This is a genomic window from Arthrobacter sp. zg-Y20 (assembly GCF_030142075.1).
Lineage (GTDB): Bacteria > Actinomycetota > Actinomycetes > Actinomycetales > Micrococcaceae > Arthrobacter_B.
In genome coordinates this window covers 1,082,414-1,097,660 of the sequence record NZ_CP126241.1, presented here as the reverse complement: position 1 = coordinate 1,097,660, position 15,247 = coordinate 1,082,414, and the positions used below count along the sequence as shown (strand labels likewise).

Here is a 15,247-nt window from a genome sequence, read left to right as displayed (position 1 = left end):
GGCTCCGTTTGTGGGACCCGAAGTCCGGGTACGGCTGCACGGGGCCCTGCGGTTATCCTCCACAACCCCCGTCGGAGAAAACCTTCAGAGCCTCGAATTGCACCGCTGCACCCTCGAACCTCAAGTAACGCTCATAACGCTACGAACCCCGGAAACGCTTTGCCCGAGTAAAACCTACTGGTGTTTGGTTGGCAAACTACTCGCCGCGCGGCGGCGGCTTCCAGCCCGCGGCGGGGTTGCGCAAGGACGGGAACCTGGCTTTGAGCTCATCGCGCCGGCTGATCCCCAGTTTTTCATACGTGCGGTATATGTGCCCTTCCACGGTCCGCACGGAGAGATCCAGCTGGCCGGCTATCTCTGCGTTGCGGTAGCCAGCTGCAACCAGTTCGGCAACATCGTGTTCCCTGCGGGTCAACCCGGGCAGGGAGGAATGTCCGTTCCCACCCTGTTTTCCGACCAGCCGCTGGATGCGGTTCAGAACCGCACGGTCAGAACCTTTCCGTGCCAGCCGCAGCGCTTCGAGCGTGCACTGCCGGGCCAGCAGCAGGTCCATTTCAGGTTCCCGGCTGGTCGCCAGCGCCGCCAGTGCGTTAACGTCCTGGTCCAGAACGGCACGGGCGACTCGGTTAACCACCGGCGCCTGCGGTCCCTCGAAACCTTCGGTAATCTTCAGCAGCCGGCCTGCGTCGGAAAAGTCGCCCAGCCGCATGGCGAGGTGGCGCAGGGTGAATTCAATGGCGGTGAAGGAGGACTCCCGAGCGGCGGCGGCCTGCGCCCGCAGGCTCCGGGCGGCAGCGTCGTCCGAGTCCTTGGCCAGTTTTGCTGCGCTGAGGATGCCGGCGGCGAGTACCTGGTACTGCCGGGGACCGTGCGACTGCACCTGTTCAGCCGCTTGCTGCAACCTGCCCGCCTGTTCGCGCTGGCCCAGGCTGGCTGCGGCAAAGGAGCCAAGTCCAAGCGCGAGGGCAAGCACGCCTTCGGGATCGTTAGCTGCCTCTGCTTCCTCGACCGCCGCCGCAAAATGCCGTGCGGCGTCTTCCATGGCGCTGGAGCGCAGGCTGCACAGTCCCAGCGCGAAATCAGCCATCCCGCCGGAATGCAGCAGCGACCGCTGCGCCGCGGAGCCGGCGGTCCCCACGCACCGATGCACCTCTTCCCACTGCCCAAGCCAGACCAGGATGGTGAGGTGCCGGTGCAGTACAAACGGGTAATAAGGAAGCAAGCCGGAGCCTTTCCGCTGCAGCAGCGCCATGGCCGCACTGCTGTGGGTCAAGGCTGTTGCAGCGCGGCCAGTAGCCACCAGCACCTCCGCCAGGAGGGCTTCGACGAAAAGTACGGCCTCGGCATCCTCCGCGGCCCGAGCCCGCAAGTCCACGAGTTCGGACTCGGCCCGGACATATTCCCCCTCCCGGACCGCTTCCAACACCAGGAGCATTTCCGGACCGCCGCGGGCCCGCGCCACAGCCCCTGGCGGCTCCACCGCCGATAAACGTTCGATCGCCTGGCGCCACGCAACGGAAAGCGGCCGCACCCATGCGTTATCCCCGCCTGCCCGCATGGCCAGCTGGGCATGCACCACTACCGCTTGCTTGGCTGTGCGCAGGTCCGGCGCTTCCTCGAGGGTGCCCTTAGCTGCGGCTGCGGCAGCTTCATATTCACCCAGCTGCAGAAGTGCCCGCGCTTCCTGCAACCGGGCCGGGACCAGGGTGCCGCCGTCGGGCACGGCAGATGCTGCCCGAAGGGCGAGCCGCGGGTCGGACCGGTTATTCGCTGCTTCGGCCGCACGCAGCAACCCGGCCGCAGGGACTTCGGTTCCCAGGGACAGGGACCAAGCCACCCAGCGCAGCAGGCTTTCCTCCCCGGTTCCCGGCACCTGGCCGTCGAGCTTCCCCAGCAGGCGCGCACTGCGTGCTGCCGGGACCAGTTTCCGTATTGCTTCCCCGTAGATCGGGTGCAGGGGACGCAGCGACTGCGCGTTCCCCGCATCCCCGCATACCTGGATCAACAGAGCTGCGGCCAACCGGTCTATGGAGCGGTGCATGCCCAACCGGAAGGCTGCCGCCAGGTCGAACGGTTCCGCAAGGCAGATCGTTTCCAGCGCCGAGCGGTCCTCCGGGTCGAGTGCCCTCAGCCGGCCCTTGACCAAGTCCGCCACACGGCCACCCACCGGCACTTCGGCCTCGGACACCACCCAGATACCGTGCCGCTGGACCAGGAAACCACTCCGGATCGCCTCCTCGATCAAGGCGAGGAGGTACACGGGGTTACCGCCGGTGAGCCGGGACAGCTCAACGGATGCAGTGGTGGCAACCTGCCCTGGAAGTTCCTGCTCGCACAGCGTGTGGACCTCATCCTCGGTGAGGGGAAGCAACCGGTGGCGGGTGAGCTGGCCGTCCCACATGTGCGGCAGGGTCCCGGCAACGTCTGCGAAAGTGCGGGTAAGGACCAGCAGCCTGATCTGTGCGGCGTCGAGCAGTTGGGACAGCAGGTCAAGGGTCGGCTGGTCCATCTCGTGGGCGTCGTCCACTATGAGCAGGGGGGCGGCCGGGCTGCCGGCCGGTTCTGCGGCGTGCTCGCCAATGCCCAGTTTGCCCATGATTGCGCGCATCACGGCCAGTGCCGATCCTGTTTGCTCCGGAGTAATGTCGGGTAAAAGCGCCGCCAGGGCTCCGTAGGGCACCGCGGTCAACGCGGGGCTGGCGTACACCCAGTGCACGGGCATAGCGGTTTCCAGTTCTTGGGCGGCGGCCGCCGCCACAGCGGTCTTGCCCAGGCCCGCTTCGGCTGCAATGACCGCCCCGTGGCCGCCGGGACGGCGAAGGCTTTCGAGCACGCCGGAAAGGACATCGTCCCTGCCCGCCAGTGCCCGCGGGTTCAACCCGATCATGCGATATCCCCCGTTCCTAGGCCAGTACCTCGGCCAGCTCCGCGCGTCCGGAGACGTGGAGCTTCGCAAAAATCTTTCCCAGGTGCCACTCGATGGTGCGAGGCGACAGGTTCAGTTCCCGGGCTATTTGCGAGGTGGTGGCCATCGTAACGGCACGATGCGCAAGATCTGCTTCAAATTCACTTAATTCGGCCAGCGTTTCTGCCCGCCCGCCGATGTGCTTCATCCGCCGCAGGCTCAGGTTCACCAAGCCCCGGGCCGTCCTGGCCAGTCCGCGTTCATCTCCTCCCGGGGCGGCAGCCAGCAGCTCCGAGGCGGCGCTGGCCGCGTCCCGGCACAGCAGGTGCTGGCCCAGGGCGGTAAAGCCCCTTGCCGCGTCAACCAGCAATGCCGGGTCATCCTTGAGCAGGCCGGCTGCGTACAGCGACAACGATTCCGCGAACCTGCCCTGCGAGCTGTCGGCCGTTTCCAGCATTTGCCCGGCTGCGGCCTTGTCTTTTGCCCGGACTGCTGCTGACAGGAACAGCAGCGCGGGCGCGGCGCACCCTGTGTCCAGGGCCGAAACCGCCGCTTCGCGCAGCAACCGGCAGCGGCTATCCGGGTCCGGTTCTTCCGCCAGGATCGCGAAGTACTTCCTCTGGAACCCCCGGAAATACGGTTCCCGGAACCGGGTTGTCCCGGCATTGAGCGGTGTGCCTGCCGCCGCCCGGCCCTGCTGGACACGGACGTAGCCCGCGAGGGTGCGGGCCAGTGGGAGCATCTCCTGCGGATCGTGGACTTCCAATTGTCCGATACCGCCGGTGAGCGCCTCCCGCGCAGCGCCGTCCTGCCCCTGCCATACCGCGAGCACCGATACAGCCAGCTCGCCTGCGCTGCCCTGATAGGACGGCCGGACGCCGGTGTCGTCGAAGAGCTTTACGAACTCCGCGCCGCGCTCGAGTTCTCCGGCGAGGATGTACGTGTCGAATACCCTGGTACATATTTCCTCCGCATTTCCGGCGCCCCCGCTGCCTGCACCCGGCGCGTAGTCAGCAGGCCTGCCCATAGCGGCCAGGGCGGCCATCGCGTCGCTGCCCCGGCCTGCCAGGGCAAGCGCGTTGGCGTGCAGGGCACGGGCATGGGTGCGGATGCCGTGGCTCAACCGCAGGTCACGGGTCAGCGATGCCAAGCCGTCCGGCACGGCCGATACGTTTCCGCTGTCAAGTTCCAGTGCGCTGCGGGCAATAACCAGCGCCGCAGCAGCTTCAGGCCCGTCGCCCTGAGGCGGTCCGGAGATTTGGACGCCGGCCAGTACGGCATCCGGGTCTGGCGCGTTAAACCGCGCCAGTGCATAGGCGTACTCCGTCATCAGCGGCACGTAGCTGTCCCTGTCCCCGGGGTCCGGCCGGTGCTCCCCGACTGCACGGACCACCCCCTCAAAGTCCCCCGTGGCCCGGAGCGCTCGGACTTCTTCGAGGACCAGCCCCTGTGTCCGTTCACCGGCCGCCGTTCGGGACAGCAGCAGTGCCGTGGCCGGGTCGCTCCGCCCGTTTGCTGCTGCAGCCGCCGCCTGCAGGACGGCGGCCCGGCCGGGAGATCCCCCACAGGAGATGGCCCAACCCACAAAGGCAACCAGTTCCGGCGGAGCCAAGCTGCCCTGGTCCACCAAAACGGACACGTCATCCCACAGCTCCCGCCGCCGCCCGGGAAGCATGGTCGCTGCGATGACTGTGCCCACACTTCCGCCGGCAAACCGCACAGCGGCCCCGGCGTCTTCGACCCGGATCAGCTGGCGCTCCTCGAGGGAATCGACAACGCCGGCGGGCACCAGTTCGAGGACGGTGGGCAGGGGAAGGCTGCGTGCAAGGGCCAGGACCTCCACGAGCCGGCGTTCCTGCGGGGCCAGCCGGTCCAGCATCGCGTCCACCACTTCTCCCACGTCCCCGGTGCGGACAAAGGAACCCGTCCTGACCCATACGGGACCCCGGCGCACCAAGGTGCCGGAGCGGACCTGTGCTTCGGTCATGAGCCGGATGAAACGGGGGCTGCCCTCTGTTTCGTGCCACATGGTACCGGCGGCAAGGGAGGAGACGGCGCCACCGAGGATCTGCTGCATCAGCTGACGGGTCTGCCGCTCGGACAATGGCTCCAGGGCTATCCTTGCCAACAGTCCTTCGCTCCACAGCTCCATCAATTCGAACCCTGACTCCCAATGTGCGGATGCCGCTGCGACCACCGCTACGCTGCCGCGGCGGAGCAGTTGCGCAAGCACCATGCTTGAGAAGCGGTCCAGCCGGTCTGCATTGTCCACGGCAAGGAGTATCCGCCGGCCGCCCGAGCCCGCTGCCAGGGATGAGTCCAGCTCGCGGAGCAGCTGCAACGGGCTGCTGACCGCTGCTTCGGGAAGCCCGCCGATCAGAAACGCCAATGCGCCGTAGGGGGTATGCGAGGAAATCGGAGTTCCCCTGACGTACAGGGTGTGGAAGTCTTCCCTCAGCCGCTCAGAAACCGCTTTGAGGACAGCAGTCTTACCGAAACCCGCCCCGCCCAGGACCAGTGCTCCGCGGCCTTCGACCACCGCCGTGCATATTGCGTCGAGGGCGTCGGCACGGCCAACCAGATCGTCAACAGCCGACGCATTCTTCATCGCTCAAGCCACGCCCCCCAAAAACGCACGCAGTACCCGGACCATGGTCCCCAATACTGCAGCTGTCGGTAGCTACTGGTCAGTAGAGGCGAGCATACGCGCGGCCCTCCACCCCGTCCAGTACATACAAAGACATGAACCAGGGAAGGTCCGCGAGGCGCTTATTCCATGGCGACAGGGCGGCGCGAGGTGTACCCTGCCCAGGCCCATACCGGCAGGGCCGTGGCCGTGAGGAAAAGCCACATGTAAAAGGGACCGACGCCGGGATGGGGGTGGCCCAGTCTCGGAGGCCTCCCGACGTCGGCCCCGTATTGGGAGCCCTTAAGGCTGCTTCCATTTTAGGCCCGGCACCGGAAGCGAAACAATGGTTCGGGCCGGTCCGGGGCGCTGGAAAACTACCCCAATCCCAGGACGCTGCTACCTAGGGCCGCCATGGGAAGGAACCCTTAGGAAACAGCGCCGTGGAACTTCTGCTGGGCTGCGAGAAGCCCGTCAGCCAGGAGCATTTCCACCGCATCAGCGGCGTCTCCCACCAGGAACGGCAGTTCCTTGGCTTCGGCGCCGGAGAAGTCCTTCAGCACGTAGTCCGCGGTATCCATCCGGCCCGGCGGTCGCCCGACGCCTACGCGTACCCGCAGGTAGTCCTTGGTGCCCAGGGCCCGGCTAATGTCCCGCAGGCCGTTGTGTCCGCCCTCGCCTCCGCCGAGCTTGAGCTTGACCGTATTGAAGGGGATGTCGATTTCGTCATGGACGGCGACTACATGTCCGGGATCAATGTCGTAGAACCGGGCCAGGGCGGACACCGGTCCGCCGGACAGATTCATATAGGTCAGTGGCTTGGCCAGGACCACCCGGGGGCCGCCCAGGCTGATCCTGCCCTCCAGGACGGCGGCTCGGGTTTTATGGGACTTGAACTTCCCGCCCATGCGCGACGCGAGTTCATCCACGACCATGTTGCCGATATTGTGCCGGTTACGGCTGTAGCCGGGCCCGGGGTTCCCGAGCCCGGCTACAAGCCAGGTGTTGCTGTTCACTGCGGGTACTGCTCCTTCACTGAGAACCGGACGGCTCCGTTACGGGGAGCAGGCCCCGGAAGTGGGTTACGCTTCGGCGCCGACTTCAGCGGCTGCAATGGCAACCTCTTCGTCAGACGGGGTGCCCAGGTCCTGGACGGTGGACTCGGAAACGTTGATGACCATGGTTTCGGGATCCAGCAGCAGCTCGACGCCGGCCGGCAGCTCCAGGTCCTTGGCGTAGATGTGCTCGCCGGCGGTGCGGCCTTCAATGTTGACCACGATGGTCTCCGGCAGCGAGGTGGCATCTGCGGCAACCAGGACCGTGTTGGCTTCCTGGTTGTATACAGCGGTGCCGGGAGCCAGTTCGCCTTCAACGTGGACGTTGACCTCTACCTCGACCTTTTCGCCCTTGCGGACGGTCAGCAGGTCGATGTGCTCGATGATCTGCTTGATCGGGTCGCGCTGGATATCCTTGGCCAGGGCCAGGTGGGACTCGCCGTCGACGTCGATCTCCAGCAGGGCGTTGGAGGTGCGGACAGCCAGCGTGGTGGCCTTGGCCGGCAGCAGGATGTGCATGACATCGGCACCGTGTCCGTAAATGACTGCGGGGATCTGGCCGGCGGCGCGGGCCTTGCGGGCTGCACCCTTGCCGAAATCGGTGCGGGTGGTTCCTGCGAGCTTCTGCTCAGACATTGCTAACTCCTGTAAGTGGTGTTCCGTGGGTGCCGTGTCGGCTTTCCATGGGCGTAGGCGCCGGTTTCGGAACAGTGCACCGTACGGACCGGATCGGTCCCGTGTACGGCCAGAAGTTGCCAGCCACCGTCGATAACGGAGTCCGCCCGGATCATTCCGGGCCGCTCCCTCGCCTAGGCATCGGGGTTAATGCTACCAGCACAAGGACGCCCGCCCGAACCGAAGTCCGGGCGGGCGCCCTTGTGTGCGGAAAGGGATCCGCTTAGACCTTGCCGTCGAACAGGCTGGTGACCGAGCCGTCTTCGAAGACTTCCCGGATGGCCCGGGCGATCATCGGGGCAATCGAGAGTACCGTCAGCTGCTCGAACCGCTTGGCTGCCGGAATGGGCAGCGTGTTGGTGACCACCACTTCGCGGGCACCGGATTCGGCCAGGGTCCGGGAAGCGGGATCGGACAGCACCGCGTGCGTGGCTGCGATGATGACGTCCTTGGCGCCGGCTTCCTTCAGGACGCGCACGGCGCCGGCGATGGTTCCGCCGGTGTCGATCATGTCATCGATCAGCACGCAGGTGCGGCCTTCAATCTGGCCCACAACCTGCTTGGACACAGCTTGGTTGGGCACCGTGAGGTCGCGGCTCTTATGCACGAAGGCCAGCGGCGCGCCGCCAAGGCGTTCGGCCCACTGCTCTGCCACGCGGACGCGGCCGGTATCCGGGGATACGACCGTGACGTTGGAGGCATCCACCCGGGTGCGGATGTAATCGGCCAGCAGCGGGATGGCCATCAGGTGGTCCACCGGGCCGTCGAAGAAGCCCTGGATCTGCGCGGTGTGCAGGTCAACGCTCATGATCCGGTCCGCGCCGGCGGTCTTGTACAGATCGGCAATCAGGCGTGCGGAGATGGGCTCGCGGCCGCGGCCCTTCTTGTCCTGCCGGGCGTACGGGTAGAACGGGGAAACCACGGTGATGCGCTGGGCGGAAGCCCGCTTGAGCGCATCGATCATGATCAGCTGTTCCATCAGCCAGTTGTTCAGCGGGGCCGGATGCGCCTGGATGACGAAGGCATCGGTGCCGCGGACGCTTTCATTGGGACGGACGTAGATCTCACCGTTCGCGAAGTCGTATGCGGCCAGCGGCAGCAGCTCCGTATCCAGGCAGCGTGCTATCTCCTCTGCCAGCTCTGGATGGGCACGTCCTGTGGCAAGGACGAGCTTCTTTTCACCCTTGGAGGTGATTTCGCTGCTCATTCGTGGTCGCTTTCTCGCGTGGGGTTACCTGTGGGGGAAGAAGCTGAAAGGGCCGCTGCGGCGGCGTCGGCGGCGGCAGTGCCGGCCCGGTGTTCCGCGACCCAGCCGTCCAAGTTGCGCTGCGGGGCGACGTTGATGGCCAGGGCACCTGCCGGGACGTCCTTGCGGACCACCGTTCCGGCTCCACTGTACGCCCCGTCGCCGACCGTGACGGGAGCCACATACATGTTGTCGCTGCCCATCCGGACGTGCGAACCGATGGTCGTGTGGTGCTTGTTTACGCCGTCGTAGTTGACGAAAACGGAAGCTGCGCCGATGTTGGACTGCTCGCCGATAGTGGCATCACCCACATAGGAAAGGTGCGGAACCTTCGAACCTGCACCGATATTGGCGTTCTTGGTTTCCACGAACGTCCCGATTTTGCCCTTGGCGCCCAGCACCGTTCCCGGACGCAGATAAGCGAAGGGCCCGACGGCGGCTCCGGCACCGAGGACGGCATCACTGCCGTGCGTGCGGACCACCGAGGCACCCTCCCCCACCTGGACGTTCGTCAGGGTGGAGTCCGGACCGACGACGGCGTCCCGGGCAACGCTGGTGGTTCCGTGCAGCTGCGTGCCGGGCAGGATGGTGACGTCTTCGGCCAGGGTGACGGTGGAATCTATCCAAGTGGTGGCCGGGTCGGCAATGCTGACGCCGGCCCGCATCCACCGCTCCAGGACGCGCCGGTTATGTTCGGCATTGAGGGCGGCGAGCTGGACCCGGTCGTTGGCGCCTTCGACCTGCCACTGGTCCTCCGTCACCATGGCCGCGATCCGGCCGCCGGCGTCCCGGGCAATGGCCAGCACATCGGTCAGGTACATCTCACCCTGGGAGTTCTGCGTGGTGACCGATTCCAGCGCGCGGCGCAGCGCGGCGGCGTCGAAAGCGTAGATGCCGGAGTTGATCTCATTCACTGCACGCTGTGCGTCGGTGGCATCCTTGTGTTCCACGATGCCGGTGACTGTGCCGTCTTCGGCGCGCAGCACCCGTCCGTAGCCGGAGGGGTCGGCCAGCTTGGCGGTCAGCACGGTCACGGCGTTGCCGTCCGTTTCGTGCACGGCTACGAGGCGGCGGAGGGTGTCCGCTTCCAGCAGGGGTGCGTCACCGTAGGTGACCACCACCGTGCCGTCCAGCTCACTGACCGCATCCAGCGCGGAGACGGCCACCTGGACCGCACGGCCGGTGCCGGGAACATCGTCCTGGTCCACAATCACGGCGTCCGGTACATGCTCGGCGGCATGGGCCGAAACCAGGTCGCGTTCGTGGCGCACAACCACGGCCAGGAACCGCGGGTGCAGCGCTTCGGCGGCTGACAGTGCGTGGCCGAGCATCGAGATTCCGCCGACGGTGTGGAGGATCTTCGGGGTCCGGGACTTCATCCGCGTCCCGGAACCGGCAGCAAGGACAATAACCGCAGCCAAACCCTCCGCAGAATTCCCGTTGGTCCGGACATCGTTGGTGGTCACGAGATGGCGCTCCTTGGTGGTACGGCCGGTATGTATCAACAGCGCGGCAACCCCGGGAACATCCCGGAGGCACGCCGCACAGTGTTCCGCCCATAGGATTCGAACCTATACTCCACGGCTCCAAAGGCCGGGGTGCTGCCATTACACCAGGGCGGATCTTGTGCCTGGCTAGCCACGCACACAAGAGTTTAGTCTGCCACGGGAGCCGATGCGTTCGCGAGTTGGCCGCAGGACGCCGCCGGCGGATGGGTAGACTGGAGCGGTGGTAAAGACTTCCGCCGGCGTTACACGCCTGCGTATGACCGGTGTCCAGCGCCGTGCCCAGCTGATCGAAGTGGCACGCAGCCTCTTTGCGCTGCGCGGACTCGACGGCGCAACCATCGAGGAGATCGCGGCCGCGGCCGGTGTGTCCAAACCGGTGGTTTATGAACATTTTGGGTCAAAGGAGGGTCTCTACACCGAAGTGGTGGAGGCCGAGTTCAACCGCCTGCTCGTTGCCGTTACCGAGTCCTTGAATGCGTCCGCGGGCCCCCGTGTCCTGCTGGAGCGGGCCGCCTACGCACTGCTGGACTACATCGAGAACCACACCGACGGCTTCCGGATCCTCACCCGGGACGCCCCGCCGTCGCAGCCGGACGGCACCTTCTCCACCCTGCTCTCCCGTATTGCCCGGGACGTGGAGCACATTTTGTCCAAGGAGTTCGGCAGCCGCGGCCTCAGCGCCGAAGTGGGCGGCATGTATGCGCAGATGCTGGTGGGAATGGTCGCCATGACCGGCCAGTGGTGGCTGGATTCCCGCACCCCCGACAAAGCCACGGTGGCGGCGCACCTGGTCAATCTGGCCTGGAACGGGCTGACAGGCCTGCAGAAGGAACCGCAGCTCACGGGCATGGCGGGCGGGGCACCGTCCGTCGCTTCCACCGGCAGCGCGGACAGCTCCCCCGCCGTCCTCCGCCTTTCCGCCGTACTGGTCTCCGACGACGACGGCCGCATCCTCCTGGTCCGCAAGCGCGGCACCTCGCGCTTTATGCAGCCCGGCGGCAAGCTGGAGCCCGGGGAGTCTTTCGTGCAGGCCGCTGCCCGCGAAATGGGCGAGGAACTCGGGGTGCAGGCCGCCCCGGCAGACCTGACGGACCTTGGCCGCTGGTACGGCCCGGCCGCCAACGAGGAAAACACCTTCATTGACGCCGGGCTGTTCGCGTGGACCGTCCCGGCCGGCGTCGAACCGGCCGCCGCGGCGGAGATCGAGGAAATCCTCTGGCTGGCCCCGGCCGCCGCGGCGCAGCGCACTGACCTGTCGCCGCTGCTGGCCGAACACATCCTGCCACGCCTGCTGGGCTGAGCGCCCTCGTGAGCGTGCTCCAGAGCCGCTGGGGCTGAGCCGCTTGCGCCTGAGTTGCCCGGGTTCCCTACTCGAGGAGCTCCGAGGCCTCCAGCCACTGCATTTCCAGTTCTTCCTGCTCGGCGGCAACGGCCTGCAGCTTGGCATTGAGCCCGCCGATCAGTTCAAAGTCCGCGCCGCCGGACTGCTGCGTGGCCTCATTCATCTGCGCGTTGATCTTTTCCGCCTGCGCGGTCAGCTTGCTGAGCTGGCGCTCGATCCGGGCCAGGTCCTTCTTCGCCGCCCGCTTCTCGGCTTCGCTGGCGCCCGAGCCGGCCAGCGCCGTCGTCGTTCCGCTTCCGCCCGTTGATCCTCCGGGGCGGGATGCTCCGGCGGCAGCGGCACGGGCCGCCTGCGAGGACCCGCGGGCAGCCGTGGACGCCGAGGAGTTCGCGGCCAGTGTTTCGTTGCGCAGTTCCAGGTACTGGTCGACGCCGCCGGGCAGGCCGCGCAGCTTCCCGTCGCCCAGCAGTGCCATCTGGTGGTCGGTGACCCGTTCCAGCAGGTACCGGTCGTGGGAGACCACCACGAGGGTGCCGGGCCAGCCGTCCAGTACGTCCTCGACAGCGGCCAAGGTGTCGGTGTCCAGGTCATTGGTGGGCTCATCCAGCATCAGGACGTTCGGTTCACCCACCAGCAGGCGCAGCAGCTGCAGCCGCCGCCGTTCACCGCCGGAAAGTTCCCGGACAGGTGTCCACTGCCGTTGGGCACTGAAGCCCAGCTGCTCTACAAGCTGGCCGGCGGACAGTTCGCGGCCGCCCACGTTGAAGACCCGCTTCTCGTTTTCGATGACCTCGATGACCCGCTGGTCCGCCACCTCGTCCAGTTCCTTCACTTCCTGGGTCAGGACGGCGGTCTGCACGGTCTTTCCGCGCTTGAGCCGCCCGGCTGTGGGTTCGATCTCCCCGTTGAGCAGGCGCAGCAGGGTGGTCTTCCCGGCGCCGTTCACACCCACCAGGCCCAGCCGCTCACCCGGCGCCAGGCGCAGTGTGATGTTCCGGAACAGGTCAGTGTTTCCCAGCGTCAGGGACACGTTTTCCAGGTCCAGGACATCCTTGCCCAGCCGGGCGGTGGCCATCTTGTTCAGGGACAGCGTGTCGCGGGGTTCGGGCACGTCCTCGATCAGGTTGTTTGCGGCCTCGATGCGGAACTTCGGTTTGGCCGTGCGGGCGGGCGCGCCGCGCCGCAGCCAGGCCAGTTCCTTCTTGACCAGCTGCTGGCGCTTGTTCTCCACGACGGACGCCATCCGGTCACGCTCTGCCCGGGCCAGCACGTACGCTGCGTAGCCGCCGTCGAACGGATCCACCACGGCGTCGTGGACCTCCCAGGTGCGCGTACAGATTTCGTCCAGGAACCAGCGGTCGTGGGTGACGACCAGCAGGCCGCCGTCGGTGGGACGCCAGCGCTGCTTCAGGTGCCTGGCCAGCCAGGCCACGCCCTCGACGTCGAGGTGGTTGGTGGGCTCGTCGAGCATAATCACGTCGTCGTCGCCGGTCAGCAGCTTCGCCAGCGCTACCCGGCGCTTCTGCCCGCCGGAAAGCGAGGAGACCTGCGCGTTCCAGTCCACTTCCTGCACGAGGCCGCTCATCACGTCGCGGATCCGCGCGTTGGATGCCCATTCGTAGTCTGCGGCATCGCCGACAATGGCCTGCCCTACCGTGAGGTCCCCGTCCAGTACGTCGGTCTGGTCCAGGTAGCCCACGGTGACGTCGCGGCGGCGGGTGACGCGGCCGTCGTCGGGGGTCTGCCGTTCGGCCAGCAGGCTCATCAGGGTGGACTTGCCGTCGCCGTTGCGGCCGACCATCCCGATCCGGTCGCCTTCCTCGAGGCCGAGCGATACCCCGTCGAGGATGGTGCGCGTGCCAAAGGAGATGCTGAGGTTTTCAGCGCCAAGCAGGTGTGCCAATCGGTACTACTTTCTGTGCGTGGGTGTTGCGGCGGAATCCGGGTCCGGTTCCGGCAGGACAACGGCGCCCGGTGCCGGTCCGTAGACGGCTATGGCTGCGTGGCCCCCGCCGCGCAGCGCCTCGGCCAGTGCGGCCGCATGGGCCTCTGAGGATGCGAGGAAGGCTAGGGTGGGGCCGGAACCGGAGACCATGCCGGCCAGGGCGCCGTTGCCGGCACCGGCCGCAAGGACGGATTCCAGCCCGGGTGCCAGTTCCAGTGCGGCGGGTTGCAGGTCATTGACTAGAACGCCGGCCAGGCCGGCAGTGTTCCCGGCAGCCAGGGCGCCCAGGATCCGCGGGTCCACCTCCGCGGGTTCGGCAACCTTGGCATCGGCCCGGAGCGCGTCCAAGGCCGCAAAGACCTGCGGGGTGGAAAGACCGTAGGCAGCCGGCACCAGGACCCAGTGCAGCGGCTGCGGTGCGGGCACCGGGGTCAGCCGGTCCCCCACGCCCAGGCCGGCAGCAGCACCGCCCATCAAGGCGAACGGCACATCCGCGCCGAGGCCCGCGGCCAGCTCCGTAAGCTCACCGGTTCCCAGCCCGGCCTGCCACAGTTCGTTGCAGGCCACCAGGGCCGCAGCGGCATCGGCCGACCCTCCGCCCATGCCGCCGGCCACGGGGACCCGCTTGGCAATGTGCAGGTGTACCCCGGCCGAGGCCCGGCCGGCCCGGGCTGCTACTGCGCGGGCGGCCCGGGCGGCGAGGTTGCTGCCGTCCAGCGGAATGCCGGCCACGGGCACGCGGTTGTCGGGATCACTGACGGTCAGCCGGATTTCATCGCCTGCCAGCTCCGTAGCGGTGACTTCCTCGAAGAGGGACACGGCCAGGTACAAGCTGGCTACGCCGTGGTAGCCGTCCGCCCGCGGCGGGCCGACCTTCAGGGAGACGTTGATCTTGCCGGGGGTCCGGACACGGACGGAAGCCGGTGCGCTCATGTTTTCTGCGTCTCTTCCCTCAGGCAACCAGCGGTTTCGCGGCCTCGGCAATACGCGCGAACGCCGCGATGTCCAGGACTTCGCCCCGGGCACTCGGATCCACGCCCGCGGCGCGCAACGCCTTCTCTGCTTCGGCCGGGCTGCCTGCCCAGCCGGCAAGGGCGGCACGCAGCGTCTTGCGGCGCTGCGCGAAGGCTGCGTCGATCACGGCAAAGACCTCTTCGCGGCTCGCGCGGGTCTGCGGCGGTTCGTGCCGGGTGAACCCAACCAGGCCCGAGGCGATCTTCGGCGCCGGCCAGAAGACATTCATGCCGATGACGCCGGCCTTGCGCATGGTGGCGTACCACGCGGCCTTGACCGAGGGCACACCGTAGGTCTTGGAGCCGGGGGCGGCCGCCATCCGGTCTGCCACTTCGTCCTGGACCATCACCAGCCCGTGCTGGAGGGAGGGGAAGTGTTCGAGCAGGTGCAGCACAACGGGCACGGCAACGTTGTAGGGCAGGTTCGCCACGAGTGCCGTGGGTTCAGCCGGCAACTCGGTGATCCGCATGCCGTCTCCCAGCACCACGTGCAGGTTCGAGGCGGATTCAGGCCTCCGCCGTGCCACGGTATCGGGCAGCTTGCCGGCAAGGACCGGATCAATCTCCACGGCCACCACCGTCCCGGCGGCGTCGAGCAGTCCCAAGGTCAGCGACCCCAGTCCCGGTCCGACCTCCAGCACCGTTTCACCGGGCCGGATATCCGCGGCAGCCACGATCCGGCGGATGGTGTTCCCGTCAATGACAAAGTTCTGGCCCAGCGTTTTGGTGGGGCGGACACCCAGTTCCTCCGCCAGCGCCCGGATATCCGTGGCGCCAAGCAGCGCAGGGACCGATGAACGGGGGGCGGGTTCGGATTCACTCACCCAGTAATACTAGCCGAGCGGGGCGTACGCGCCGGAGCCGGCATCCGGGTGCCGCAGGGGGCTCTTTCCGGTGAACGACGGCCCGGTTTCCGCACCCGGGGCACCCCG

General features: G+C 67.1%; 10 protein-coding genes, 1 tRNA gene and 1 pseudogene. 2 read left to right on the top strand and 10 right to left on the bottom strand.

Translation table 11 applies throughout. The annotated features are described in order from the left end of the window. Window positions 1-196: 196 nt before the first annotated feature. The 7 genes from QNO06_RS05395 to QNO06_RS05365 all read right to left on the bottom strand — a co-directional run bounded on the left by QNO06_RS05395 (window position 197) and on the right by QNO06_RS05365 (window position 10,129). Window positions 197-2,887, bottom strand: coding sequence for a helix-turn-helix domain-containing protein (locus tag QNO06_RS05395; RefSeq protein WP_227914129.1), 2,691 nt, complete (start codon window positions 2,885-2,887; stop codon window positions 197-199). A 16-nt stretch (window positions 2,888-2,903) separates the two neighbouring features. Next, entirely contained in the window at window positions 2,904-5,513 is a 2,610-nt protein-coding gene (locus tag QNO06_RS05390) for a helix-turn-helix transcriptional regulator (protein ID WP_227914128.1), read from the bottom strand. Window positions 5,514-5,959: 446 nt separating this feature from the next. After that, the gene (gene pth, locus QNO06_RS05385) at window positions 5,960-6,547 is read right to left on the bottom strand and encodes an aminoacyl-tRNA hydrolase (RefSeq protein WP_227914127.1); all 588 of its coding nucleotides are present in this window, start codon (window positions 6,545-6,547) and stop codon (window positions 5,960-5,962) included. Between the two features lie 66 nt (window positions 6,548-6,613). Next, window positions 6,614-7,222, bottom strand: coding sequence for a 50S ribosomal protein L25/general stress protein Ctc (locus QNO06_RS05380; protein WP_227914126.1), 609 nt, complete (start codon window positions 7,220-7,222; stop codon window positions 6,614-6,616). 262 nt (window positions 7,223-7,484) lie between these two features. Further along, complete coding sequence (locus QNO06_RS05375; protein ID WP_227914125.1) at window positions 7,485-8,468, bottom strand: ribose-phosphate diphosphokinase; 984 nt, start codon at window positions 8,466-8,468, stop codon at window positions 7,485-7,487. Then, window positions 8,465-9,973 carry a bifunctional UDP-N-acetylglucosamine diphosphorylase/glucosamine-1-phosphate N-acetyltransferase GlmU gene (gene glmU / locus QNO06_RS05370; RefSeq protein ID WP_227914124.1) on the bottom strand — a complete coding sequence of 503 codons (1,509 nt, stop codon included), beginning with the start codon at window positions 9,971-9,973 and terminating at the stop codon, window positions 8,465-8,467. The genes QNO06_RS05375 and glmU overlap by 4 nt, the downstream gene beginning before the upstream one ends. Window positions 9,974-10,057: 84 nt before the next feature. Then, window positions 10,058-10,129, bottom strand: a tRNA-Gln gene (locus QNO06_RS05365). Between the two features lie 142 nt (window positions 10,130-10,271). On the opposite strand from QNO06_RS05365, the pseudogene QNO06_RS05360 reads away from it, so the two are divergent. Both QNO06_RS05360 and QNO06_RS05355 read left to right on the top strand, forming a co-directional pair. Next, window positions 10,272-10,856 (top strand): annotated as a pseudogene (locus tag QNO06_RS05360) (TetR/AcrR family transcriptional regulator); the annotation flags it as partial. A gap of 6 nt (window positions 10,857-10,862) precedes the next feature. After that, a complete protein-coding gene (locus tag QNO06_RS05355; protein WP_227914144.1) occupies window positions 10,863-11,315 on the top strand; it encodes an NUDIX hydrolase in 453 nt (150 codons plus the stop codon). A 67-nt stretch (window positions 11,316-11,382) separates the two neighbouring features. Here the strand turns inward: QNO06_RS05355 and QNO06_RS05350 are convergent, their stop codons facing one another. The 3 genes from QNO06_RS05350 to rsmA are packed head-to-tail and all read right to left on the bottom strand — an operon-like array spanning window position 11,383 to window position 15,139. Next, window positions 11,383-13,260, bottom strand: coding sequence for an ABC-F family ATP-binding cassette domain-containing protein (locus tag QNO06_RS05350; protein WP_227914123.1), 1,878 nt, complete (start codon window positions 13,258-13,260; stop codon window positions 11,383-11,385). 6 nt (window positions 13,261-13,266) lie between these two features. After that, entirely contained in the window at window positions 13,267-14,235 is a 969-nt protein-coding gene (locus QNO06_RS05345) for a 4-(cytidine 5'-diphospho)-2-C-methyl-D-erythritol kinase (RefSeq protein ID WP_227914122.1), read from the bottom strand. Between the two features lie 19 nt (window positions 14,236-14,254). Beyond that, a complete protein-coding gene (gene rsmA, locus QNO06_RS05340; RefSeq protein ID WP_227914121.1) occupies window positions 14,255-15,139 on the bottom strand; it encodes a 16S rRNA (adenine(1518)-N(6)/adenine(1519)-N(6))-dimethyltransferase RsmA in 885 nt (294 codons plus the stop codon). Window positions 15,140-15,247: the final 108 nt, after the last annotated feature.

Bases quoted from the DNA above. Each gene is read 5' to 3' on its own strand.
- QNO06_RS05375 (WP_227914125.1), bottom strand. From the start codon at position 8,468: ATGAGCAGCGAAATCACCTCCAAGGGTGAAAAGAAGCTCGTCCTTGCC.
- QNO06_RS05390 (WP_227914128.1), bottom strand. From the start codon at position 5,513: ATGAAGAATGCGTCGGCTGTTGACGATCTGGTTGGCCGTGCCGACGCC.
- QNO06_RS05355 (WP_227914144.1), top strand. From the start codon at position 10,863: ATGGCGGGCGGGGCACCGTCCGTCGCTTCCACCGGCAGCGCGGACAGC.
- QNO06_RS05345 (WP_227914122.1), bottom strand. From the start codon at position 14,235: ATGAGCGCACCGGCTTCCGTCCGTGTCCGGACCCCCGGCAAGATCAAC.
- QNO06_RS05395 (WP_227914129.1), bottom strand. From the start codon at position 2,887: ATGATCGGGTTGAACCCGCGGGCACTGGCGGGCAGGGACGATGTCCTT.
- QNO06_RS05380 (WP_227914126.1), bottom strand. From the start codon at position 7,222: ATGTCTGAGCAGAAGCTCGCAGGAACCACCCGCACCGATTTCGGCAAG.